This window comes from Pseudomonas sp. B21_DOA (assembly GCA_030544685.1).
GTDB classification, from domain to species: Bacteria; Pseudomonadota; Gammaproteobacteria; order Pseudomonadales; family Pseudomonadaceae; genus Aquipseudomonas; species Aquipseudomonas fluorescens_AO.
This window is the reverse complement of sequence record CP086683.1, coordinates 5,307,856-5,330,629: the sequence shown is the minus strand read 5'-3', so window position 1 is coordinate 5,330,629 and position 22,774 is coordinate 5,307,856. Positions and strand designations below refer to the sequence as shown.

The 22,774-nt window shown below is 61.6% G+C and carries 18 protein-coding genes and 1 pseudogene; 11 read left to right on the top strand and 8 right to left on the bottom strand.

Translation table 11 applies throughout. The annotated features are described in order from the left end of the window. Positions 1–38 precede the first annotated feature (38 nt). Entirely contained in the window at positions 39–497 is a 459-nt protein-coding gene (locus tag LJU32_24675; GenBank protein WKV88546.1) for a hypothetical protein, read from the top strand. A 5-nt stretch (positions 498–502) separates the two neighbouring features. Here LJU32_24675 and LJU32_24670 read toward each other — a convergent pair whose 3' ends face one another. Together LJU32_24670 and LJU32_24665 are read right to left on the bottom strand one after the other, a co-directional pair. Continuing rightward, complete coding sequence (locus LJU32_24670) at positions 503–1,492, bottom strand: 2-hydroxyacid dehydrogenase (protein ID WKV88545.1); 990 nt, start codon at positions 1,490–1,492, stop codon at positions 503–505. 81 nt (positions 1,493–1,573) lie between these two features. Further along, entirely contained in the window at positions 1,574–4,327 is a 2,754-nt protein-coding gene (locus tag LJU32_24665; GenBank protein ID WKV88544.1) for a response regulator, read from the bottom strand. A 206-nt stretch (positions 4,328–4,533) separates the two neighbouring features. Between LJU32_24665 and LJU32_24660 the strand changes: the two genes are divergently transcribed. From LJU32_24660 to LJU32_24630, 7 genes and pseudogenes are all read left to right on the top strand, one after another. Further along, positions 4,534–5,256 (top strand): response regulator transcription factor, encoded by a 723-nt coding sequence (locus LJU32_24660; GenBank protein WKV88543.1) that lies wholly within the window; start codon positions 4,534–4,536, stop codon positions 5,254–5,256. Then, positions 5,243–6,666, top strand: a pseudogene (locus tag LJU32_24655) (sensor histidine kinase). The gene LJU32_24660 and the pseudogene LJU32_24655 overlap by 14 nt, the downstream one beginning before the upstream one ends. Before the next feature lie 208 nt (positions 6,667–6,874). Next, positions 6,875–7,777 (top strand): cysteine synthase CysM, encoded by a 903-nt coding sequence (gene cysM / locus LJU32_24650; protein WKV91191.1) that lies wholly within the window; start codon positions 6,875–6,877, stop codon positions 7,775–7,777. Further along, complete coding sequence (gene rlmD / locus LJU32_24645) at positions 7,777–9,153, top strand: 23S rRNA (uracil(1939)-C(5))-methyltransferase RlmD (protein WKV88542.1); 1,377 nt, start codon at positions 7,777–7,779, stop codon at positions 9,151–9,153. Before cysM ends, rlmD begins: the two co-directional genes overlap by 1 nt. A 101-nt stretch (positions 9,154–9,254) precedes the next feature. Then, positions 9,255–11,498: a GTP diphosphokinase gene (gene relA, locus LJU32_24640; protein ID WKV88541.1), complete on the top strand. Its 2,244-nt coding sequence runs from the start codon at positions 9,255–9,257 to the stop codon at positions 11,496–11,498. A gap of 127 nt (positions 11,499–11,625) precedes the next feature. Beyond that, positions 11,626–12,462: a nucleoside triphosphate pyrophosphohydrolase gene (gene mazG, locus LJU32_24635; protein WKV88540.1), complete on the top strand. Its 837-nt coding sequence runs from the start codon at positions 11,626–11,628 to the stop codon at positions 12,460–12,462. 26 nt (positions 12,463–12,488) lie between these two features. Then, positions 12,489–13,031, top strand: coding sequence for a DUF2058 domain-containing protein (locus LJU32_24630; GenBank protein WKV88539.1), 543 nt, complete (start codon positions 12,489–12,491; stop codon positions 13,029–13,031). Between the two features lie 68 nt (positions 13,032–13,099). Here LJU32_24630 and LJU32_24625 read toward each other — a convergent pair whose 3' ends face one another. From LJU32_24625 to LJU32_24600, 6 genes are all read right to left on the bottom strand, one after another. Then, on the bottom strand, positions 13,100–13,288 hold the full coding sequence (locus LJU32_24625) for a hypothetical protein (GenBank protein WKV88538.1): 189 nt from the start codon (positions 13,286–13,288) through the stop codon (positions 13,100–13,102). 370 nt (positions 13,289–13,658) lie between these two features. Then, a complete protein-coding gene (gene fabB, locus LJU32_24620) occupies positions 13,659–14,879 on the bottom strand; it encodes a beta-ketoacyl-ACP synthase I (GenBank protein WKV88537.1) in 1,221 nt (406 codons plus the stop codon). Between the two features lie 11 nt (positions 14,880–14,890). Next, positions 14,891–15,406: a 3-hydroxyacyl-[acyl-carrier-protein] dehydratase FabA gene (gene fabA, locus LJU32_24615; GenBank protein WKV88536.1), complete on the bottom strand. Its 516-nt coding sequence runs from the start codon at positions 15,404–15,406 to the stop codon at positions 14,891–14,893. A 246-nt stretch (positions 15,407–15,652) separates the two neighbouring features. After that, the gene (locus LJU32_24610; protein WKV88535.1) at positions 15,653–17,557 is read right to left on the bottom strand and encodes a response regulator; all 1,905 of its coding nucleotides are present in this window, start codon (positions 17,555–17,557) and stop codon (positions 15,653–15,655) included. Continuing rightward, positions 17,554–18,486, bottom strand: coding sequence for an ABC transporter substrate-binding protein (locus LJU32_24605; protein ID WKV88534.1), 933 nt, complete (start codon positions 18,484–18,486; stop codon positions 17,554–17,556). Before LJU32_24605 ends, LJU32_24610 begins: the two co-directional genes overlap by 4 nt. A gap of 1 nt (position 18,487) precedes the next feature. Then, positions 18,488–20,611: a TonB-dependent receptor gene (locus tag LJU32_24600; protein WKV88533.1), complete on the bottom strand. Its 2,124-nt coding sequence runs from the start codon at positions 20,609–20,611 to the stop codon at positions 18,488–18,490. A gap of 197 nt (positions 20,612–20,808) precedes the next feature. Between LJU32_24600 and LJU32_24595 the strand changes: the two genes are divergently transcribed. The 3 genes from LJU32_24595 to sixA are packed head-to-tail and all read left to right on the top strand — an operon-like array spanning position 20,809 to position 22,661. Further along, entirely contained in the window at positions 20,809–21,834 is a 1,026-nt protein-coding gene (locus tag LJU32_24595) for an NAD(P)H-dependent glycerol-3-phosphate dehydrogenase (protein WKV88532.1), read from the top strand. Between the two features lie 30 nt (positions 21,835–21,864). Beyond that, on the top strand, positions 21,865–22,212 hold the full coding sequence (locus tag LJU32_24590; GenBank protein WKV88531.1) for a DUF4389 domain-containing protein: 348 nt from the start codon (positions 21,865–21,867) through the stop codon (positions 22,210–22,212). Continuing rightward, positions 22,209–22,661 carry a phosphohistidine phosphatase SixA gene (sixA, locus tag LJU32_24585; protein ID WKV88530.1) on the top strand — a complete coding sequence of 151 codons (453 nt, stop codon included), beginning with the start codon at positions 22,209–22,211 and terminating at the stop codon, positions 22,659–22,661. The genes LJU32_24590 and sixA overlap by 4 nt, the downstream gene beginning before the upstream one ends. Positions 22,662–22,774 lie beyond the last annotated feature (113 nt).

Genomic DNA, 22,774 nt, shown 5'->3' with positions numbered 1-22,774 from the left:
TGGCAAACTGCCGGCCCCCGAATCTGAAGGAACGGAACATGGCGCTGATCGAATGTTATGAATGCAAGCGGAGCATCAGTTCCGAAGCGCTGGTGTGCATTCACTGCGGCGCGCCGATGGCCGAACACGCCGCCATGCAGGCGCAATCCACTGCGGCAGCGGCGCAGATCTCGACGATTTCCTTCGGCAGCTTGCCTCGCAACAAGGCTGTGCCCGAGGCGGTTGCGCCACCAGTGTCCGAGCCTTTACCCAAAGTGATGCCGGCGGCAGCAGGGCGTCGCCGTCGTCAGCAGGCTGCGGAACAGGCACGCCAGGTACAACAACCGCTCAACGCAGATGGCAGCCGTCCGGTGGAAGGCTGGCTGAAAATCATGGTGTTTCTGTTACCAGCGTTTTTTGTCTGGTTCCTGCTGCGCAGCGGCCACTCCAGCAAGCAGCGCCTGCTCGGTTTCGGCTGGCTGGGCTTGCTGATCCTGGCGTCTTCGCTGTCCAAGTAAGCGCTTCAACCCTCGACCTGGTTCTGCGGCGCCCCCGCCGCCCAGGTCGCGATGTTGTGCAGGGTGGTCGCGGCGATCGCGCCCAGCGCCTCGCGCGTCAGGAACGCCTGATGCGCGGTGATGATCACGTTGGGAAACGTCAGCAGCCGCGCCAGCACATCGTCCTGCAACGGCAGGTCGGAGCGGTCCTCGAAAAACAGTTGGGCTTCTTCCTCATAAACATCCAGCCCCAGATACCCGAGTTGGCCGTCCTTCAGTGCGTCGATCAGCGCCGGCGTGTCCACCAGACCACCGCGCCCGGTATTGATCAGCATCGCCCCCGGTTGCATGCGCGCCAATGACTGGCGATTGATCAGGTGTTTGCTTTGCTCGTTGAGCGGGCAATGCAGGCTGATGATCCGCGACTCTGCGAGCAACTCCGGCAGGCTCAGGTAACGTGCGCCCAACGCCAGCACGTCGGGATTGGGATACGGATCGTAAGCCAGCAAATCACAGCCGAAGCTATGCATGATTTTTGCGAACGTTGCGCCGATCTGCCCGGTGCCGACGATGCCGACGGTCTTGCCAACCAGATCGAAACCGGTCAGGCCATGCAGGCTGAAATCGCCTTCGCGGGTGCGGTTGTAGGCACGGTGCAAGCGACGATTGAGGGCGAGGATCAGCGCCACCGCATGTTCGGCCACGGCGTGCGGCGAGTAGGCCGGCACACGCACCACGGCTAGGCCGAGGCGTTTCGCCGCCGGCAGGTCGACATGGTTGTAACCCGCCGAACGCAAGGCAATCAGCCGCGTGCCACCAGCAGCAAGGCGTTCCAGCACCGGGGCGCTGAGGTCGTCATTGATGAACGCGCAGACCACTTCGTGCTGTTCGGCCAACGCCGCCGTATCGCGGCTCAGTCGCGCCGCTTGAAAGTGCAGTTCAAGCCCGGCCGGGCAGTCGGCGGCGAGGAAGCTGTCGCGGTCGTAGGTCTGGCTACTGAAAATGATCGTGCGCATGAATCCTCCTGGAACATCGACGCGGGCCGCAATGGCCCGCGACAACTGTAGCGCTTTGCGCGCGCCGTGCCTTGCCGTGGATCAGGCGCTGATGCGCGCCTGCGCCGCAAGTCGATTGATCGAACGCTCCAGTTCATCCAGTGCGGCGGCGGCTTTCGGATCGTCCTGCTTGAGCAGGGTTTCGCTGCGCTGGCAGGCGGCGCGCAGTTGTGGCACGCCGCAATAACGGGTTGCGCCGTGCAACCGGTGCACGCGTTCGAGCAGAGCATTCTGGTCGTGACTGTCACGCGCGGCGCGAATCGCTTCGCGGTCGGCTTCCAGCGAGGCCAGCAGCATGGCCAGCATGTCCGCCGCCAGATCGGCCTTGCCCGCCGCCAGGCGCAAGCCTTCCTCGTGATCAAGCACTGGCAGTTCCTGCTGACTCGCCGCGCTGTCGCCGCTGCGCTCCGGCGCCTGATTGCGCAGGGCCAGTCCGGTCCACTTCAACACCACTTGTGCCAGTTGCCGCTCGCTGATCGGTTTGGTCAGGTAGTCGTCCATGCCGCTTTGCAGCAGCGCGCGTTTTTCGTTGGCCATGGCGTGGGCAGTAAGCGCAACAATCGGCAGCGGCGTGCAATGCCGCTCGCTTTCCCACTGGCGAATGGTTTCGGTGGTCTGGCGACCGTCCATGCCCGGCATCTGCACGTCCATCAACACCAGATCGAAAGATTCGCTCTGTACCGCTTTGACTGCCGCGTAACCGCTTTCCACTGCGAGTACGCGGGCGCCCATGTCTTCGAGCAGGGTTTGCACCAGCAACAGATTGGCCGGGTTGTCGTCGACACACAGCACGCGCGGCGCACGGCTCGACAGCGGTTCGCCCGGTTCGCTGCGGGTCTGGCGCGGATTGACCAGATCGGCCAAGGCCCGGCGCAATTTGCGCGTACACGCCGGTTTGGCTTGAAGCTGGCTGTGCGGGTTGGGCACCGACAAATGGAACAGCGTCTGCTCGGTGGTCGGGCACAGCACCAGCACTTTGCAGCCGAGGTGTTCGAGGTCCCAGATGTGCTGGTTCAAGCGTTCCGGGAGCATGTCGTTGCTGGTGATGCCGATCACCGCCAGATCAATCGCCTGATCGGTCTGATGCGCGCCGGTAACGCCATTGCTCAGGCTTTCCAGGGTGTTGAACGGAGTGACGTCGAGGCCGCAGTCTTCCAGTTGATGCTGCAAGGCCTGACGCGCCAGTTCGTGATTTTCCAGCACCGCCACGCGGCGCCCGAGCAGTGGCGCGGCGGGCAGGTCCTCGGCATCGTCGCGAGTCTTCGGCAGACTGAGGCTGATCCAGAATTCCGAACCTTCGCCCGGAGTACTGTCGACGCCGATCTCGCCGCCCATCTGTTCTATCAGTCGTTTGGATATCACCAGCCCCAGACCGGTGCCGCCGGGCTGACGTGACAATGAATTGTCGGCCTGACTGAAGGCCTGGAACAGCGCGCGAACATCCTGACTCGACAGGCCGATGCCCGTGTCCTGAATGCTGATGCGCAACTGCACGCTGTCTTCATGTTCTTCTTCGAGCATCGCCCGGGCGACGATAGTGCCTTCGCGGGTGAACTTGATCGCGTTGCTGACCAGATTGGTGAGGATCTGCTTCAGGCGCAGCGGATCGCCGACCAGCGACAGCGGCGTATCGCGATAGACCAGACTGACCAGTTCGAGCTGCTTGGCGTGCGCCGCCGGGGCGAGAATGGTCAGGGTGTCTTGCAACAGATCACGGAGATTGAACGGAATGTGATCGAGCACCAGTTTGCCGGCCTCGATTTTCGAGAAGTCGAGAATCTCGTTGATGATTCCCAACAGGCTGTCGGCGGACTTTTCGATGGTGCCCAGATAGTCGAGCTGGCGCGGGGTCAGTTCGCTTTTCTGCAACAGGTGAGTGAAGCCGAGAATGCCGTTGAGCGGCGTGCGGATCTCGTGGCTCATGTTGGCGAGAAATTCGGATTTGATCCGGCTGGCTTCCAGCGCCTCTTTGCGCGCCAGGTCCAGTTCGATGTTCTGGATCTCGATGGTTTCCAGATTCTGCCGCACGTCTTCGGTGGCCTGATCGACGCTGTGTTGCAATTCTTCGCGAGCGTTCTGCAGGGTGCCGGCCATGCGGTTGATGCCCGAGGCCAGTTCGTCCAGTTCCTGGCTGCCGAGGGGCGGCAAGCGGGTTTCCAGATGACCGTCCTTGAGCTGGGCGACCGCTTGTTTGATCTGGCTCAGCGGACGATTGATGGTGCGGCCCATGCGCAACGCGAGGAGGGCGGCACCGGCCAGTCCGGCGGCGATCAGCAGCAGGCTGGCGAACAGGCTGCGATAGCCGCGCAGCAACATGCCGTTGTGCGACAGCTCCAGCTCGACCCAGCCGAGCAGCCGTTCGGATTCTTCGGGAATGATTTCACCGGCGAGGTTGCGGTGCTTGCCGAACACTGGCATGAGGTAGCGCGTCGCGTCATTGCCGCTGCGTCGCTGCAGCAGCGCGCTGTCGCCGCTCGGTGCCTGATTGAGCATGGTCGGGCCGGCGTGGGCCAGAGGCGAGCGGTCCGCCGCGAGGAAGGTCACCGCGCGCACGTCGGGTTGTTCAAGGGACTGGGTGGCGATGCGTTCAAGCAGGTCGGCGTCACCGTGGCCCATCGCCGGCGCGACCAGTGGCGCCAGTTGCTCGGCGATCATTTCGCCGCGCTGCATCAATTGGCTCTGCAGGTCGGTCTGCTGCGTCCAGGTGAAATAGCCACCCAGCACCAGCGCCATCAGGCTGGTCGGCAACAAGGTCAGCAACAGCACGCGACCTTTGATTCCCAGTTTCTTGAGCACGCCTATCTCCCGCATCCCGCTGATCTGTTGACACATGCGTGCATCCGGCACGCGACATGGGCGCAGTGTAGCGATTTGCAGGCGGGCAATCTTGCGGAAAATGCAGCGCCGCCCAGGCACTCGTTCGTCCGACAGGCCAAGCTTGTGTTGCCCGCTGTCGGACAATCTTGAATAATCCGCCAACTGAGAATTACTTGCAGATACTCATGACTCCTGTTTCCGTTGGCCAGCCACGCATTCTTTCCATTGAAGACGATCCGGTCCTCGGCGCGTACGTGCACGAGCATCTGGGCCGCAGCGGTTTTCAGGTGACCTGGTGCCAGAACGGCCAGGAAGGTCTGAACATCGCCCAGCGCCAGCCTTTCGACGTGGTGCTGATGGATATTCTGCTGCCGGGGCTCGATGGTCTGCAGTTGTTGACGCAATTGCGGCAGAGCCATTCGACGCCGGTGTTGCTGATGTCGGCGCTGGGTGCCGAGGCTGATCGCATCAGCGGTTTCCGCCTCGGCGCCGATGACTATCTGCCCAAGCCGTTCAGCATGGCCGAGCTGCATGTGCGCATCGAAGCGATCCTGCGCCGGGTTGCGCTGGATCGGCGCCCGCCCGCTGTCGCCCCTGCGGTCGTCAGCGGCACCCTGCGTTTCGACGATGATAACTGCGACGTGTTCTTCCGCCAGCAAGCCGCCGGGCTGACCCGCAGCGAATTCCGTCTGCTGGAAACCCTGCACCGCAACAACGAAGAAGTGCTGAGCAAAGCCTTCCTTTATCAGCACGTATTGCAACGCGGCTATGCCGCGCACGACCGCAGCCTCGACATGCACATCAGCCAGATCCGCCGCAAACTCAAAGCCATCGGTTACACCGAGCGCGAAGTGCGTACGGTGTGGGGCAAGGGCTACGTTTTGAGTGCCGCCGATGAAACTGTCTGAACTGCCGGGGCGGCATTCGCTGTTCTGGAAACTGGCGTGCCTGTTGGTGGCGTTCTGTCTGCTGATGATCTGGTTGAGCTGGTCGTGGGGTCGCTACATGGAGGAGCGCAACCAGTTCCTCTCCAGTGACGCGCGCAGCACCCTCAGCCGTTATGCCGCGCAAGCCGAACAGGCGTGGCAGCGCGGCGGGCGCAATGGCGTCGATGACTGGTTGCAGAGCATGGAATTGCGCGAGGCCAGTTGGGTCGGCGTGATCGGCGCTGATTTGCAGTCGCTGAGCAGCCAGCCGTTGAACGCGGCAGAGGTGCAGCACCTGACCTTTTGCGCGGCCTCGACTGGCCGATCCACAAGAAGGGCCGACCTTGGCTGAGGGTACCGTTCCCTCAGGATCCGGCCGCCGGCATCCTCGTCATCGAGCTGCCTGAACGTTTTGTGCCAGGCAAATACCGGGTGTTCTGGCGGGTGATCACCAACGGCGTAATTCCCGGGTTGTTCACTCTGTTGCTCTGCGTCGGTCTGTATCGCCTGTTGGTGGTGCCGCTGAACAACCTGCGCGAACAGGCCAATGCCTGGCGTGCCGATCAATTGAATGTGCGCCTGTCGAGCGGCATCACCCAGCGCCCGGATGAACTCGGTGAGCTGGCGCGGGCCTTCGATTCCATGTCCGAGCGCCTGCAAAGCACAGTCGCCCTGCAACAGCAGTTGTTGCGCGACCTGTCTCACGAACTGCGCACGCCGCTGAGCCGCCTGCGCGTGGCCAGTGAAAGCGAACAGGGCCTGGCGCAATTGCGCGAACGCATCGGCCGCGAGGTCGACGGCATGCAGCGGCTGGTCGAAGACACCCTGCAACTGGCCTGGCTCGACACCGACCGCTCGCCGTTGCCGGATGAAGCGATCCAGATTCAGGCGCTGTGGGAAATGCTCACCGACAACGCCTGCTATGAAAGCGGCTGGCCGAGCCTGCAATTGCAATGCTCGGTCGAAGCTTCGTGTTGGGTGCGCGGCAACCTCAATACCCTCGCGCAAGCGCTGGAAAACATCCTGCGCAATGCCATTCGTCACTCGCCCGAGGGCGGGATTGTGCGTCTCGATGCACGGCGTGATGGCGAGTATTGGCATTTGTGGCTGGAGGATCAGGGCGGCGGCGTGGCTGACGAAGATCTGCAGCGGATCTTTTCGCCGTTTATTCGATTGGATGGATCGAGGCCGGGGGATGGCGGGTTTGGCCTGGGCTTGAGCATTGCCCGCAACGCTGTGCAGCGCCAGGGCGGGATGCTCTGGGCGGAAAATGCCGGGGCGGGGCTGCGACTGAATTTGCGCTTGCGGGCGGATGATGGTGTCGCACCGACTGGCGCTATCGCTGGCAAGCCAGCTCCCACAGGGAGTTTCTGCCAAACACAAATCGTGTGAAGACTCGGTCTCTGTGGGAGCTGGCTTGCCAGCGATGAGGCCATCCGCATCGCTGCAGATGAAGTCTGGCGAACTTAAATGTCTCACCACTGGTTGGACTGTTGTCCCTTATTCCCATAAACCATAAGCACCGCACTTTGCGTGATATGGCCTGCGCGGGTTTGCCGGTATGATAGGCGCCCCCGCACGTCTGGATTGCGAATACGCCATGACCTTGCAGTACCCAACCATCGCCGATTGCGTCGGCAACACGCCGCTGGTGCGTTTGCAGCGCCTGCCCGGCGCCACCAGCAACACCCTTTTGCTCAAGCTCGAAGGGAACAACCCGGCGGGTTCGGTCAAGGACCGCCCGGCGTTGTCGATGATCACTCGCGCCGAGTTGCGCGGGCAGATCAATCCCGGCGATACGCTGATCGAGGCGACCTCCGGCAATACCGGTATCGCGCTGGCGATGGCCGCTGCGATCAAGGGTTACAAGATGATCCTGATCATGCCGGACAACTCCAGCGCCGAGCGCAAAGCGGCGATGACCGCGTATGGCGCCGAGCTGATCCTGGTGACTCAGGAAGAGGGCATGGAAGGCGCCCGCGATCTGGCCCAGCGTATGGAAGCCGAAGGCCGTGGCAAGGTGCTCGACCAGTTCGCCAATGGCGACAACCCCGAAGCGCACTACACCACCACCGGCCCGGAAATCTGGCGTCAGACCCAGGGCAGCATCACCCATTTCGTCAGTTCGATGGGCACCACCGGCACCATCATGGGCGTGTCGCGCTACCTCAAAGAGCAGAGCGACAGCGTGCAGATCGTCGGCCTGCAACCGATGGAAGGCTCGGCCATTCCCGGCATCCGCCGCTGGCCGCAGGAATACCTGCCGAAGATCTATCAGGCTGACCGCGTCGATCGTATCGTCGACATGGCGCAGAGCGAGGCCGAGGACGTCACCCGGCGTCTGGCCCGCGAAGAAGGCATCTTCTGCGGCGTGTCCTCCGGCGGTGCGGTGGCGGCGATGCTGCGCTTGTCCAAAGAAGTTGAAAACGCGGTGATCGTCGCGATCATCTGCGACCGTGGCGACCGTTACCTGTCGACCGGCATTTTCGACGCGCCCAACTGATGGCCAAACACGAAAGAGGCCTGCGCTTCCAGCCCACCGGCGGCAGCAAGGCGCCACAGATCCCGACCGGCAAAAAGCAGCGCTTGAGTATCGAGCGCCTGGCCAATGACGGTCGCGGTATCGCGTTTTTCGAAGGCAAAACCTGGTTCGTCCTCGGCGCCCTCGCCGGTGAAGAGGTCGAAGCGCGGGTGCTCGGCGCCCACGGCAAAGTGGTCGAAGCACGCACCGAGCGCGTCTTCACTGCCAGCGAATTGCGTCGCCCGGCAGCATGCCCACACTTCGGCCGCTGTGGCGGTTGCAGCGTTCAGCACTTGCCCCATACCGAACAGCTTGCCCTCAAACAACGCATGCTCGCCGAGCAATTGTCGCGGGTGGCCGGTGTCGAACCTGAAGAGTGGGCAGCGCCGCTGACCGGCCCGGAATTCGGTTACCGTCGGCGCGCGCGGATCGCCGTGCGCTGGGACATGAAAGCGAAGAAGCTCGAAGTGGGTTTTCGCGCTGCCGGCAGTCAGGACATCGTCGCGATCAGCGAATGTCCGGTGCTGGTACAACCCTTGCAACCGATCATGACCCGTTTGCCGGAGATGCTGCGGCGCCTGAGCAAACCGCAGGCGCTGGGCCATGTCGAGTTGTTCAGTGGTTCGTCGCTGGCGGTATTGCTGCGGCACATGTCGCCGTTGTCCGAAGCGGATCTGACGATTCTCAAGGATTTCTGCCAGTTTCATGAGGCGCAATTGTGGCTGCATGGCGAAGGTGAACCGCAACCGGTCGAGGCCGGTCAGAGCCTCGGTTATCGCCTTGAAGAGTGGAATCTCGAGCTGGCTTACCGACCGGGAGACTTTGTTCAGGTCAACGCCGGGGTCAACGAAGCGATGATCGCCCAGGCGCTGGACTGGCTGAAACCGACGGCTGAAGAACGCGTGCTCGACCTGTTTTGCGGGTTGGGAAATTTTGCGCTACCGCTGGCCAAAAGCGTCCGTGAAGTGGTGGCGGTGGAGGGCGTGCAGACCATGGTCGAGCGGGCCGCTGCCAACGCCGTCAGTAACAATTTGCATAACACAAAGTTTTTTCAAGCCGATTTATCCCAGCCTTTGACCGATGCCCAGTGGATCGGAAACGGCTTTTCTGCGGTACTCTTGGACCCACCGCGTGACGGTGCTTTCGAGGTGGTGCGCAAGCTCGCGACCCTGGGTGCCAGGCGGTTGGTATATGTGTCGTGCAACCCGGCCACGCTGGCGCGCGACACGCAGGAATTGATCAAGCAGGGCTACCGGTTAAAACGTGCCGGGATTCTCGATATGTTTCCTCAGACGGCACATGTCGAGGCCATGGCGTTATTTGAAGCGAGCCAGGACGGCTCGTCTGAATCCGCCTGATCTGTCCGCGCAGCGCTCGCCTGAGCCCCGCGAGCGCGAACGGACACCGAGGATCAGCGATTTGACGCATTGAATCTGCGTCGTAGGGAAGGTAAAGCAGCATGGTACAGGTGAGAGCACACCAGCCGATCAACACCGACGGCAGTATCAATCTCGAGGCCTGGCTCGATCACGCGGTCAGTGTCGATCTGGCACTGGATCGCGAGGCCTTGAAAGAGGCCTGCGAGTTCGCCCGCGAGGCCGAACAGCAGTCCAATGCGAAGAAGAACCTGTGGGCCGAAGGCTCCGGCAGTTTCAGCACGGGCCTGGAGATCGCCGAGATCCTCGCCGACCTCAAGCTCGATCAGGATTCGCTGGTCGCCGCCGTGTTGTATCGCGGCGTGCGTGAGGGCCAGATTGAACTGGCAGCAGTCGGCCAGCGCTTCGGTCCGGTAGTGGCCAAGCTGATCGACGGCGTGCAGCGCATGGCGGCCATCAGCGCCAGCCTCAGCCCACGGCAGTCGATGGTCATGGGCACGCAAGGGCAGGTCGAGAACCTGCGCAAGATGCTTGTGGCCATGGTCGATGACGTGCGCGTTGCGCTGATCAAACTGGCCGAACGCACCTGCGCCATCCGTGCGGTGAAAACCGCCGACGATGAAAAGCGCAACCGCGTTGCTCGCGAAGTCTTCGACATCTACGCACCGCTGGCCCATCGCCTCGGCATCGGTCACATCAAATGGGAGCTGGAGGACTTGTCCTTCCGCTATCTCGAACCCGATCAATACAAGCAGATCGCCAAGTTGCTGCATGAGCGGCGGCTGGATCGCGAGCGTTTCATCAGCGACGTGATGACCCAGCTCAAGGACGAACTGCAGGCCACCGGCGTCGACGCCGACATCAGCGGCCGGGCCAAACACATCTACTCGATCTGGCGCAAAATGCAGCGCAAGGGTCTGGAGTTCAGCCAGATCTACGACGTTCGCGCGGTGCGCGTGCTAGTGCCGGAAATGCGCGACTGCTACACCGCGCTCGGTATCGTCCACACCCTGTGGCGGCACATCCCGAAAGAATTCGACGACTACATCGCCAACCCGAAAGAGAACGGCTACCGCTCGCTGCACACGGCGGTGATCGGCCCGGAAGGCAAGGTCCTCGAGGTGCAGATCCGTACCCATTCGATGCACGAAGAAGCCGAACTCGGCGTCTGCGCGCATTGGCGCTACAAGGGCACCGACGTCAAATCCGGCTCGAACCATTACGAAGAGAAAATTTCCTGGCTGCGTCAGGTCCTCGAATGGCACGAAGAACTCGGTGATATCGGCGGTCTGGCCGAACAACTGCGCGTCGACATCGAGCCCGACCGGGTCTACATCTTCACTCCCGACGGTCACGCCATCGACTTGCCGAAAGGCGCAACGCCGCTGGATTTTGCCTATCGCGTGCACACCGAAATCGGCCACAACTGCCGGGGCGCGAAGATCAACGGCCGTATCGTCCCGCTGAACTACAGCCTGCAGACCGGCGAGCAGGTCGAGATCATCACCAGCAAGCACGGCACGCCGAGCCGCGACTGGCTGAACCCGAACCTCGGTTACGTGACCACCTCGCGGGCGCGGGCGAAGATCGTTCACTGGTTCAAGTTGCAGGCTCGTGATCAGAACGTTGCGGCCGGTAAAACCCTGATCGAGCGCGAACTCACTCGCCTCGGGCTGCCCGCGGTGGATTTCGACAAGCTGGCCGAAAAGGCCAACATGAAAACCGCCGAAGACATGTTCGCTGCCCTCGGCGCCGGCGACCTGCGTCAGGCGCATCTGGTCAACCTTGCGCAGCAACTGGTCGAACCGGAGCGCGGCAACGAGCAACTGGAACTGATCCCGCGCAAGGCCACCGGTTACAAACCGGGCAAGCGCGGCGATATTCAGATCCAGGGCGTCGGCAACCTGATGACGCAGATGGCCGGCTGCTGCCAGCCGCTGCCGGGCGATGCGATCGTCGGTTACATCACCCAGGGCCGTGGCGTGAGCATTCACCGTCAGGACTGCGCCTCGGTACTGCAGCTGGGCGGGCGCGAGCCGGAGCGGATCATTCAGGTCAGCTGGGGGCCAGTGCCGGTGCTCACCTATCCGGTGGACATCATCATCCGCGCCTACGATCGTTCCGGGCTGCTGCGTGACGTCTCGCAGGTGCTGCTCAACGAGCGCATCAACGTGCTGGCGGTCAACACCCGCTCGAACAAGGAAGACAACACTGCGCTGATGTCGCTGACCATCGAGATCCCCGGTCTGGATGCGCTCGGGCGGCTGCTGGGGCGGATTTCGCAATTGCCGAACATCATCGAAACGCGGCGTAACCGTACCCCGTGAAGATGACTCTGATCCCATGTGGGAGCTGGCTTGCCAGCGATGCAGACAACTCGGTCTCTCAGGAGAGTCGAGGTGATGCAATCGCTGGCAAGCCAGCTCCCACAGGATTTTGTGGTGAGACAGATAAATGACGTATTCACTCGAAGACCTGCTCCACCTGATGTCCCGTCTGCGTGATCCGCAGTTCGGTTGCCCGTGGGACATCAAGCAGACCTACGCCTCTATCGTCCCGCACACTCTCGAAGAAGCCTATGAAGTGGCGGATGCCATCGAGCGTGGCGATCTCGACCATTTGCAGGGCGAGTTAGGCGATCTGCTGTTTCAGGTGGTGTATTACAGCCAGTTGGCCAAGGAAGAAGGGCGGTTCGAATTCGCCGGGGTGATCGACAGCATCACGCGCAAACTGATCCGCCGTCATCCCCACGTATTCCCCACTGGCGATCTCTACGCGCCGCTCGACGTGCCGCGCTTGAGCGAAGAGCAGGTCAAGCAGCGCTGGGAAGAGATCAAGGCCGAAGAGCGCGCCGAGAAAGCATCGGCGCCCGAGCAGTTGTCCCTGCTCGACGATGTGCCGGCCACCTTGCCGGCACTGTCGCGCTCGGCCAAGTTGCAGAAGCGCGCCGGGCAGGTCGGTTTCGACTGGCCGGACGCTTTGCCAGTGCTCGACAAGGTGCGCGAAGAGCTCGATGAAGTGCTCGAGGCGATGTCGGAAAATGACCCGGTAGCCGTGGCCGACGAGATCGGCGACCTGCTGTTTTCCGTGGTCAATCTGGCCCGGCATCTGAAGGTCGATCCGGAAACCGCCTTGCGCGGCGCCAATGGCAAGTTTGAAAGACGTTTCCGTTTTATCGAACAGGCATTGCGCGACACCCACCGTCCCATGGAAGATTGCACCCTCGAAGAGTTGGACGCCCTGTGGGGCGAAGCCAAACGCCAGGAAAAGAATGAGCCCAGCTGTGGCTGAGCCGTTGCCCAAGTGAGTAAGCATTGATGAGCCTTTCCCTTCGCGACCAGTTGCTCAAAGCAGGCCTGGTCAACCAAAAGCAGGCCAAACAGGTCAGCAAAGACAAGCAGAAGCAACAGCGCCTGGCCCACAAAGGCCAGGCCGAGCTGGACGATTCGCAGCAGCGCGCTGCCCAGGAAGCCATGGCCGAGAAGGTCAAGCGCGACCAGGAGCTGAATCGTCAGCAGCAGGAGAAGGCCGAGGCCAAGGCCCGCGCCGCGCAGGTCAAGCAGTTGATTGAAGTCTCGCGTCTGCCCAAGCTGACCACCGAGGACTACTACAACTTTGTCGACGACAAGAAGGTCAAGCGCATCTCGGTCAACACGCTGATGCGCAACAAGCTCAGCAGCGGTTCGCTGGCGATCGTGCACCACAACGGCGGCTATGAAGTGATTCCCCGTGAAGCGGCGCTGAAGATCCAGGAGCGCGACCCGCAGCGCATCGTCCAGCTCAACGTGCAGACCGAAGAGGTCAACGCTGAGGACGATCCGTACGCGGCGTACCAGATCCCTGACGATCTGATGTGGTAAATCCACGGCTGTAACAACGACGAACCCCGCTCATGGCGGGGCTTGTCGTTTTCAATGCTGTGGTTGCCTCAGGCGGACTTCAGTTCTCGTTGCTGTTCCTGCACTTCCAGTTCGGCCTTGTAGTTGTGGGCATCGATCTCGTTGTGGAACATGCCGACCAGCAAATCTTGTTGATGCACATCCCAGATACGGATGCCGGCGGCCAGGCCTTCGTGGGACATGTGTGAATCGTCGCGTTCAGTTACTTTTACAGTCATCTGCTAGCTCCAATTTTTTCAGGTTTCTGCAGCAAGGCATGTGCAGGACTCTGTTATAGGATTTGTTAGTCAGCTAAGTAAACTGCCGATTGGCGCAAGGTGTTGTTGCGGATTTCGCAACAAAGCTGGAGGCCGCGTAAACCGCGACATTCGGTCGCAGGGCAGTAAGTTTCATGACAGAAGTTTCATCTCCAGAACGCTCTGGATCCCTGTCTTTGATCGTTTCCACGCTCCGCGTGGGAACGATCAATATCGCATTCGCGAGCAGGCTCGCTCCCACAGGTTTTGCGGTGTACCTGCTATTTTCTGCAGACGAAAAAAACGCCCCGAACCAGTCGGGGCGTTTCATGTGTGGCTCAGCAGCGGGGAATTATTTGCCTTCCCAGCGCTTCAGCACCAGCGTGGCGTTGGTGCCGCCGAAGCCGAAGCTGTTGCTCATCACGGTGTTGATGGTGGCGTTTTCGCGGGTCTTGGTCAGCACCGGCAGATCGGCCACTTCCGGGTCGAGCTCGTCGATGTTGGCGGAGCCGGCGATGAAGTTGCCTTCCATCATCAGCATGCAGTAGATCGCTTCGTGCACGCCGGCAGCGCCCAGGGAGTGACCGGACAAGCTCTTGGTCGAGCTGATTGCCGGAGCCTTGTCGCCGAACACTTCACGCACACCTTTCATCTCCGCGACGTCGCCGACCGGAGTCGAAGTGCCGTGGGTATTCAGGTAATCGATCGGGGTATCGACGGTGGACAGCGCCTGCTGCATGCAGCGGATCGCGCCTTCGCCGCTCGGGGCAACCATGTCGTAGCCGTCGGACGTTGCGCCGTAGCCAACGATCTCGGCGTAGATCTTCGCGCCACGGGCCAGAGCGTGTTCCAGTTCTTCGACGACAACCATGCCGCCGCCGCCAGCGATGACGAAACCGTCGCGGTCCTTGTCGTAGGCGCGGGAAGCTTGTTCCGGGGTGTCGTTGCGCTTGCTGGACAGGGCGCCCATCGCGTCAAACAGGAACGACTGGCTCCAGTGCTCTTCTTCACCACCACCGGCGAAGACGATGTCCTGCTTGCCCATCTGGATCTGCTCCATGGCGGTACCGATGCAGTGAGCACTGGTGGCGCAGGCAGATGCGATGGAATAGTTCAGGCCCTTGATCTTGAACGGTGTGGCCAGGCAAGCGGAAACGGTGCTGCTCATGGTCCGCGTTACACGGTACGGGCCAACGCGCTTCACGCCTTTCTCGCGGAGGATGTCCAGCGCTTCCATCTGGTTCAGCGTGGAAGCACCGCCGGAGCCGGCGATCAGACCGGTGCGCGGGTTGGACACCTGCTCTTCGGTCAGACCGGAGTCAGTGATCGCGTCTTTCATGGCCAGGTAGGCGTAAGCCGCTGCATGGCCGACGAAGCGATAGATCTTGCGATCGATCAGCTCTTCAAGGTTGAGGTCGATGGAGCCGGAAACCTGGCTACGCAGACCCATTTCAGCATATTCCGGGTTGAACCGGATGCCAGGGCGGCTTGCACGCAGGTTAGCGGAGACGGTCTCTTTGTCATTGCCCAGGCACGAAACGATGCCCAGACCAGTGATAACGACGCGGCGCATGCGAATAACCCTTAGAAGTTGTCAGTGGAGGTGAACACGCCGACGCGCAGGCCTTCGGCGGTGTAGATTTCGCGTCCGTCGACACTGACCGAACCATCGGCGATGGCCATGTTCAGCTTGCCCTTGAGGACGCGTTTGATATGAATGTTGTAAGTGACTTTCTTGGCGGTCGGCAGCACCTGGCCGAAGAATTTCACTTCGCCCGAACCCAGCGCACGGCCGCGGCCCGGCAGGCCTTGCCAGCCCAGGAAGAAACCGACCAGTTGCCACATGGCGTCCAGACCCAGGCAGCCCGGCATCACCGGATCGCCTTCGAAATGGCAGGCGAAGAACCACAGATCAGGGTTGATATCCAGCTCGGCGACCAATTCACCTTTGCCGTACTTGCCGCCTTCTTCGCTGATATGGGTGATGCGATCCACCATCAGCATGTTCGGGGCGGGCAGTTGCGCGTTACCTGGGCCGAACAGCTCACCGCGACTGCAGCGCAGCAGGTCTTCCCGAGTAAAGGCGTTTTGTTTGGTCATGCGAGCTCCTCAATAATCCCATGCGGCAGGTGGGGCAGATCTTCCCGACCGTTCAAGGCGTTCATGCCTCGAACCGGCAGCCTACTCATAGACTATTGCGTTGTGGTGAAAGTCACAGCACCAAGGACATGAATGTACACTTGTGCACTGAAATTTTTAATCAAGCCCCTTTGGGGCTCGTTCGGGTGCCTAAGACTGCCGCACTTTCGCTTTTCACGCCAGTCGCAGATGGTCGAAAGGCCCACACTACGACACCCAGCGCTGCAAAATCTGCTGCAGGTCATTGCGTTTGAACGGCTTGGCCAGGTAATCGTTCATCCCCGCCGCGAGACAGGTTTCGCGATCGCCCTGCAAGGCGTTGGCGGTCAGCGCGATGATCGGCACATCGCGGCGTCCGGGCAGGTCGCGGATCTGCCGCGTGGCCTCGTAGCCGTCGATGATCGGCAGCCGGCAATCCATCAGAATCACTTCGAATTCGCCACCCTCGGCACTGCGCACCGCTTGCGCGCCATCGGTCGCCACGCTGACGGCAAAGCCGAGGCTGCGCAGCATCGCTTCGATCACGGTCTGGTTGACCGGATTGTCTTCGACCAGCAACACATGGCGTCCCTCGCCCTGACCACTGCCGTTCAGGGTGCGCGGCGCGGCCAGCGCTGGCATTGCCTGCTTATAGAGCGCCAATGGAATTTCCAGAGTGAATACCGAACCGCGTCCTTCCTCACTCTGTGCGCGCAAGGTGCCGCCCATGCGTTCGGCCAAAGTCCGCGCGATCGGCAGACCAAGCCCGGTGCCACCGTAACGACGGGAGATCGAACTGTCGGCCTGCTGGAAGGCATTGAACATCAGCTCCAGACTCTCAGAAGAAATGCCGATGCCGCTGTCGCGCACCGAGCAGGTGAACCACAGCAGTTCATGATCCAGCGACTGCCATTGCGCCTCGATACTCACCCGGCCCTGCTCGGTGAACTTCAAGGCATTGCCGACCAGGTTGACCAGAATCTGCCGGATCCGCGTCGGATCACCCTGGACCTGCAAGCCACGCATGTCATCGGGGATGCGCAGATTCAGCGCCAGGCCTCGCTGCACCGCGCTGTGCTGGAACGACTGCGCGCAGGCGCCGATCAACTCGGCGAGGTTGAACGGAATGTGCTCAAGCTCCAGCTCCGAACGCTCGATTCGCGAGAAGTCGAGAATGTCGTTGATGACCTTGAGCAAATGCTCGGTCGACTCCGACGCGAGCGCCGCGTATTCCGCCTGCTCGTCGGTCATCTCGGTGGTTTCAAGCAACTGCAACATGCCCAGCACACCGTTCATGGGCGTGCGCAGTTCGTGGCTCATCATCGCCAGAAAATCCGACTTGGCGTTGTTGGCCTTTTCCGCTTCTTCGCGGGTCTGGATCAATTGCGCCATCGCCTGCTGCTGTTCGCGGCTGGCCTGCTCCAGCGCTTGGGCGAGGTTATTGATGTGCTGCGACAGCGCACCCAATTCAGTGTCATCGACAATCGGCAACGGGGTTTTGTAGTCGCCTTCCTGGATCGCTTTGACAGCGTTGCCAATGTCACGGATCGGCTGCGACAGGCTGCCGGCCAGGCGCCGCGCCACGACAAAGGTGAAGAGCAGGGCGAACAGCGCGAGAATCCCGGCCTTGAACAGGATCTCCTGCTGGCGCTGACTGAAGGCGTCATTGGACAGCCCGACGATGACCCGCCCCAAATAATCCTCGCCGGCAGCGCTGTTGCTGACCTTGCCGTCCTGGAAAAAATCATTGTGCAAGGCGATACGCTGCAAACGCACCGGCGCCTGGAATACTTCGACCTGATGCGGGCGGCTGTGGCTGTCGGCCGGTTGTTCGACGTACACCACAATCCGGTTGGCGCTGTCCTGCACTTCGAGAAAGCGCACATTGGGCGTGGCCAGTGTCGCCTTGAGCAGGCTTTCCAGGACTTCGTTGTTGCCGGAGATCACCCCGTATTCGGTGGCCGGGGCCAGTTGGTTGGCGATCAACTGGCCGGTGTGGTTCAGCTCCTGGCGCAAATCCTGAATGCGCACGAAGGTGAAGAAGCTGATCAACAGCAACGTCAGCAACAGCGCCGGCCCGAGGCTGATCAGCTGCGTGCGGGTGTTGATGTCCCAACGGCGACGAAAACTCATGGGCGGCGCTCTCCTTCGGCCAAGGCACTGGCGACAGATGCTTCATTCAGCGGTTCGATGCCTAAGGAACGAGCCACCTGCGCATTACTTGAGACTTTGAAACGAGCGGGATAAAGCGTTCGTGGCCAGGCACTGGTCGGCTGGTCGAGCAAATGATCGAGAATCGCCAGCCAGTCACTCTGGTCGCTGTACGTGCTGGCGAGGCTGCCCGCGCGAACGAAGGCAATGTTGGGGCCGATCAGCGCAACCTGTCGCGAGTAGCTGCTGAGCAAAAGGTTTTTCGCCGTTTGCGAGTTGTACAGGTCGGGATCGTCGAGGCCGAGCAATACGTCGCTGTTTTTCAGCACCGCTTGCAGCGGACGGCTGTCGTGGGTGTTGTCCCAGCGCTGGCTGACGATGTCCAGATTCAACGGCCGCGCAGCCGCACGCAATTCGTCGAGAAGGAACTCGCCATGCTCATCGAACAACACGCCGACGCGTCGGGCCTGCGGCAGAATCCGTCGGATCAGTTGCAATTGTCGGCTTAGCGGCGGATCGCTCCACAACAGGCTCAGGCGCGCCGGGTGCGAGTCAGCGAAACGCTGGCGTGCCTGCAAGCGACTGATGCGCAACACCAGCGTCGACGGGCCTTGCGAGTCCTGCAGGCGCCAGTCGAGGCTGGGCAGATCGAGCAGGATCAAGCGCAGGCTGGCCGGCAGTTTGCCCGGAGCCGGCAAACTGGCCAGCGGCTGAAACCGCACGTTGTCAGTCGGGCGCAGTTCACTCAGTGCCTGAACAAAAGCTTGCACGCCGGGGCTTTCCTCGGCGCCGGTCAACAGAATATCCGCCGCCTGCACCGCGACACCGTGCAGCCACGCGGTCAAGAACAGGCAGAGCCCGGCCAGCCAGTGGCCAAGGGTTGGCGTCTTCCGTGACGGGCCGTTGCGCATCCTAGAACTCCAGCTCGGCGCTGAAATACATCACCCGGCGTTCATCGTAATTATTGTCGACGAATGTGTTCGGCTGATGATCGAGGCGCTGTTGCAGCACCCCGGCCAATTGCAGCTGAGCTTTGCCAATGGCGATACGTTTGGCGATGCGCGTGTCGACGCGTTCGAAGCGATAGCCGTTGAGCGCGTTGTCGCCGTAATAGAAGAGGGCGCTGTTCCAGCCATGCCCCCAGTTGCGCAGCCAACCGGCGGAACCGCTGTGGCGTGAGGTGTACTGCTGGTCCAGCGGATTGCTGGCCTCGGCGTCGACGAAGGCGTAGGTCAAACGCAAGCGGTCGGCGCTGCCGAGGCGCCAGTCGAGTTGCGTTTCGGTGCCGCGAAAGCGCGAGCTGTTGGCGTTGCTGGCGATGTATTGGTTGTTGCGCAGCGGCTCGCTGATCATCCCGGTGATTTCGTCGTAGAACAGCTTCACGTCCACCGCCAGACCGAGTTCGGCGAAATAACCGTTGTAGCCCAATTCACGCGAGCGCATGTGCTCCTGATCGAGATCGCCGGGGCCACGGGTCTTGACGAAATAACGCGCCGACGACTGGCCGTACGCCGAGGGCCGCAGGTTGCTGACCTGATAGCTCCAGTTGACGTTATTCTCGAACATGTCCGGCGAACGGATCGCCTCCGAATACACCGCACGCAGGCCGTGACGCGGGTTGATCAGGTAGTTGACCGCGAAGCGCGGCGTCAGCGAACTGCCGATCAGTTGCGTGTCTTCGAACATCGCACCGCCCTGCAGCAGCCAGTGCTCGGTGGCGCGCCATTCCAGTTGACCGAAGGCGCGCCAGGTGGTGTCGTCGAGGGTGCCGTTGAAATAGGTCTCGGAATCGGCGCGGTCGTAGCGGTAGTTGAGGCCGCTGACCAGACGCAGGCTGTCGGACAGACTGAGGGTGTCCTGCAGTTCGAAGTCGTAGCGCGATTCGCGGGCGCTCTGGTCGATGTCGCCGCACAGGGTCTGGCTGGCGCCGTTGCGCCATTGCTCAAGCACTTGATTGGCCAGCGCCATTTCCTGTGGCGTGCCGGGCGCGGCGCCGGGGCCGGTGAACTGGTTGATGTTGCGCGCCAGCCGCTCGGTGTAATTCGGGTTGAGCTGCCACAGCTGCGCCAGCTCGGGGCTGAACGACACCTCGGCATCGCAGGCGCGCCAGACTTGCTGGCGATCCCAGTGCTGCGCCGAACCTTGTACATAAAGGCTGTGTTCGGGGTTGATATCGAGGTTCCAGCGCACCGAGCCGGCGTAATCCTTGGCCACCACGTCGGAATTGTTCCCGGCGTCGGTAATCCCCGAGAACACCGGGCGATAGGTATAAGGTCGCTGATTGCTGCCGTCCTTGGCGTTGAGCTGCCAGTCGAGGCTTTGCCCTTCATTGAGGTCGTGGCTGACCGCCAGGCTCAGACGATTCAAGCGTCGACTGTCGCGATAATCGGCGCCGTTGCGGTCGCTGTCGAAACCGTCGTCTTCCTGGCCGGACAGCGACAGGCGCAGATCACCGCCATCCCAACCGGTGCCCTGGCTGGCATAAAAGTCGTTGATGCCACGCTGACCGCGGGTGATTTTCAGGCGCGTGCCGTGGCTGTCGGCCGGGTGGCGGGTGATGATGTTGATCACCGCCATCAGCGCGTTGGCGCCGTAGCTGACCGTGTTCGGGCCGCGAAACACCTCGATCCGGTCAATGTCTTCCATCGCTACCGGAATATCGCTCCAGTCCACCGTCGCCAGGCCGGCGCGGTACACCGAGCGGCCATCGATCAACACCTGCATGCGCCGAGCTTCGCTGGCATTCGTGCCGTGGTAATTCACCGCCGGCTGATTGCCGTTGATGCTGCCGACCATCATTCCGGGCACCAGCCGCAGCAGTTCGCTGATATCGCGGGCACCGCTGGCGTTGATCAATTCGTTGTCGAGCACGGTCATGCTCCCGGGCACTTCCGCCGGCGTCTGCTTCAGCCGCGTGGCCGTCAGCACCGGCGGCAGCGTCTGGCTGTCGACGAACAGGTCGTCCGCCAGTATCAGCGGGCTGAACAGCAGCGCCAGTAGCAGGGGCGAGCGCGGAGGAGGAGGGCCAGAAAACACGACACAGCCTGCAGAGAAAGGAATTGGCGCGCATGTTAACCGAGGGCCGCGACTTTTCCAGTGACGTTACAGGCATTTTCGTAGGTTTTATTGGTCTTCTTCCTACAAATGTCGGTAATTGTTGCTGGGGCTGGCCGCCACCGGGGCGCCCCGTATAATGCCCGGCATCGCCACTGGTATGGATTAACGGATTGCATATGACTGAACAGCGCCCGATTGCGGTCCTGGGAGGCGGAAGTTTTGGTACCGCCGTGGCCAATCTGCTGGCCGAGAACGGCCATCAAGTCCTTCAGTGGATGCGTGACCCCGAGCAGGCCGAGGCCATCCGGGTAAATCGCGAAAACCCGCGTTACCTCAAAGGCATCAAGATTCTGCCGGGCGTGACCGCCGTCACCGACCTGCAAGCCACCCTCGACGCCTGCGATCTGTGCTTTGTCGCGCTGCCGTCCAGCGCCTTGCGCACGGTACTCGCCGCCCACGCCGAGCGTTTGAGCCGCAAGATGCTGGTCAGCCTGACCAAAGGCATCGAAGCGCAGACCTTCAAGCTGATGAGCCAGATCCTCGAAGAGATCGCCCCGCAGGCACGCATCGGCGTGTTGTCCGGGCCGAACCTGGCGCGGGAAATCGCCGAGCACGCATTGACCGCCACGGTGGTCGCCAGCGAAGACGAAGAACTGTGCAAAGCGGTGCAAGCCGCGCTGCACGGGCGCACCTTCCGCGTTTACGCCAGCGCCGACCGTTTCGGTGTCGAGCTGGGCGGTGCGTTGAAAAACGTTTACGCAATCATCGCCGGCATGGCGGTGGCGCTGGAAATGGGCGAGAACACCAAGAGCATGCTGATCACCCGCGCCTTGGCCGAGATGACCCGATTTGCGGTGAATCAAGGCGCCAACCCGATGACCTTCCTCGGTCTGGCCGGGGTCGGCGATCTGATCGTCACCTGCTCTTCACCGAAAAGCCGCAACTATCAGGTCGGTTTCGCCCTCGGTCAGGGCTTGAGCCTCGACGAAGCGGTGTCGCGTCTCGGTGAGGTCGCTGAAGGGGTCAACACCCTCAAGGTGCTCAAGGCCAAGTCCCAGGAAGTCGGCGTGTACATGCCGCTGGTCGCCGGGCTGCACGCGATCCTGTTCGAAGGACGCACGCTGGAGCAGGTGATCGGTCTACTGATGCGTGCCGAGCCGAAAACCGACGTCGACTTTATTTCCACCAGCGGTTTCAACTGATTCAGCTGTTACACGGACAGGAAGCAAGCCATGAACGATCCGAAAAGCGAAACCCAGTACGAATCCATTCTCCTGCGGGTGTTGTGGATGATCGTTTATCTGCTGGTCTGGCAAGTCGCGCAATTCATCCTCGGCGCGGTGGTCCTGGTGCAACTGATCTACCGCCTGATCTACGGCGCACCGAGCGCCAGCCTGATGAATTTTGGCGACAGCCTCAGCCAGTTCCTCGCGCAGATCGGCCGCTTCGGCACGTTTCACAGTGACCAGAAGCCCTGGCCGTTCGCCGACTGGCCGGCGCCGCGCACCCCGGAAGGGGAAGCGCCGCACACCGTCGCCCCGGCCGCGCATCCCGTGCGCGATGAGGAGCCCAAACTATGAAACTCTGGGTATTGCGTCATGGTGAGGCGGTGCCTCACGGCTCGAAAATCGATTCCGAACGCGAGTTGACCGAGCACGGCCGTAAGGAAGTCCTCAGCAGCGCGGCGCATCTGATCGGGCAGCCGCTGACGGCGATTTATGCCAGCCCTTATGTACGCGCTCAGCAAACCGCGCAGATTGTCCGCGAGGCGCTGGGGTTCGAGCCGGAGATTCGCACGGTCGAATGGCTGACGCCGGAGAGCGATCCGGACAAGGTGGCCGAGCAATTGGTGTCGGTGAGCAATGTGCTGCTGGTCAGCCACAACCCGTTGGTGGGCAATCTGCTCAGCTATCTGCAACACGGCGCCGGGCATCCGTCGGAGAAGGTCAGTACAGCGGGGCTGGCGGAGCTTGAGCACAGCGAGCTGCTGATTGGCTCGATGAAGCTCAACAGCCTCAAGCACCCTTAACGCCATATCCCTGTGGGAGCGAGCCTGCTCGCGAATGCGGTGTGTCGTTCACGGTTGATGTGTCTGATACACCGCATTCGCGAGCAAGCCCGCTCCCACATTTGAGCGGCGCA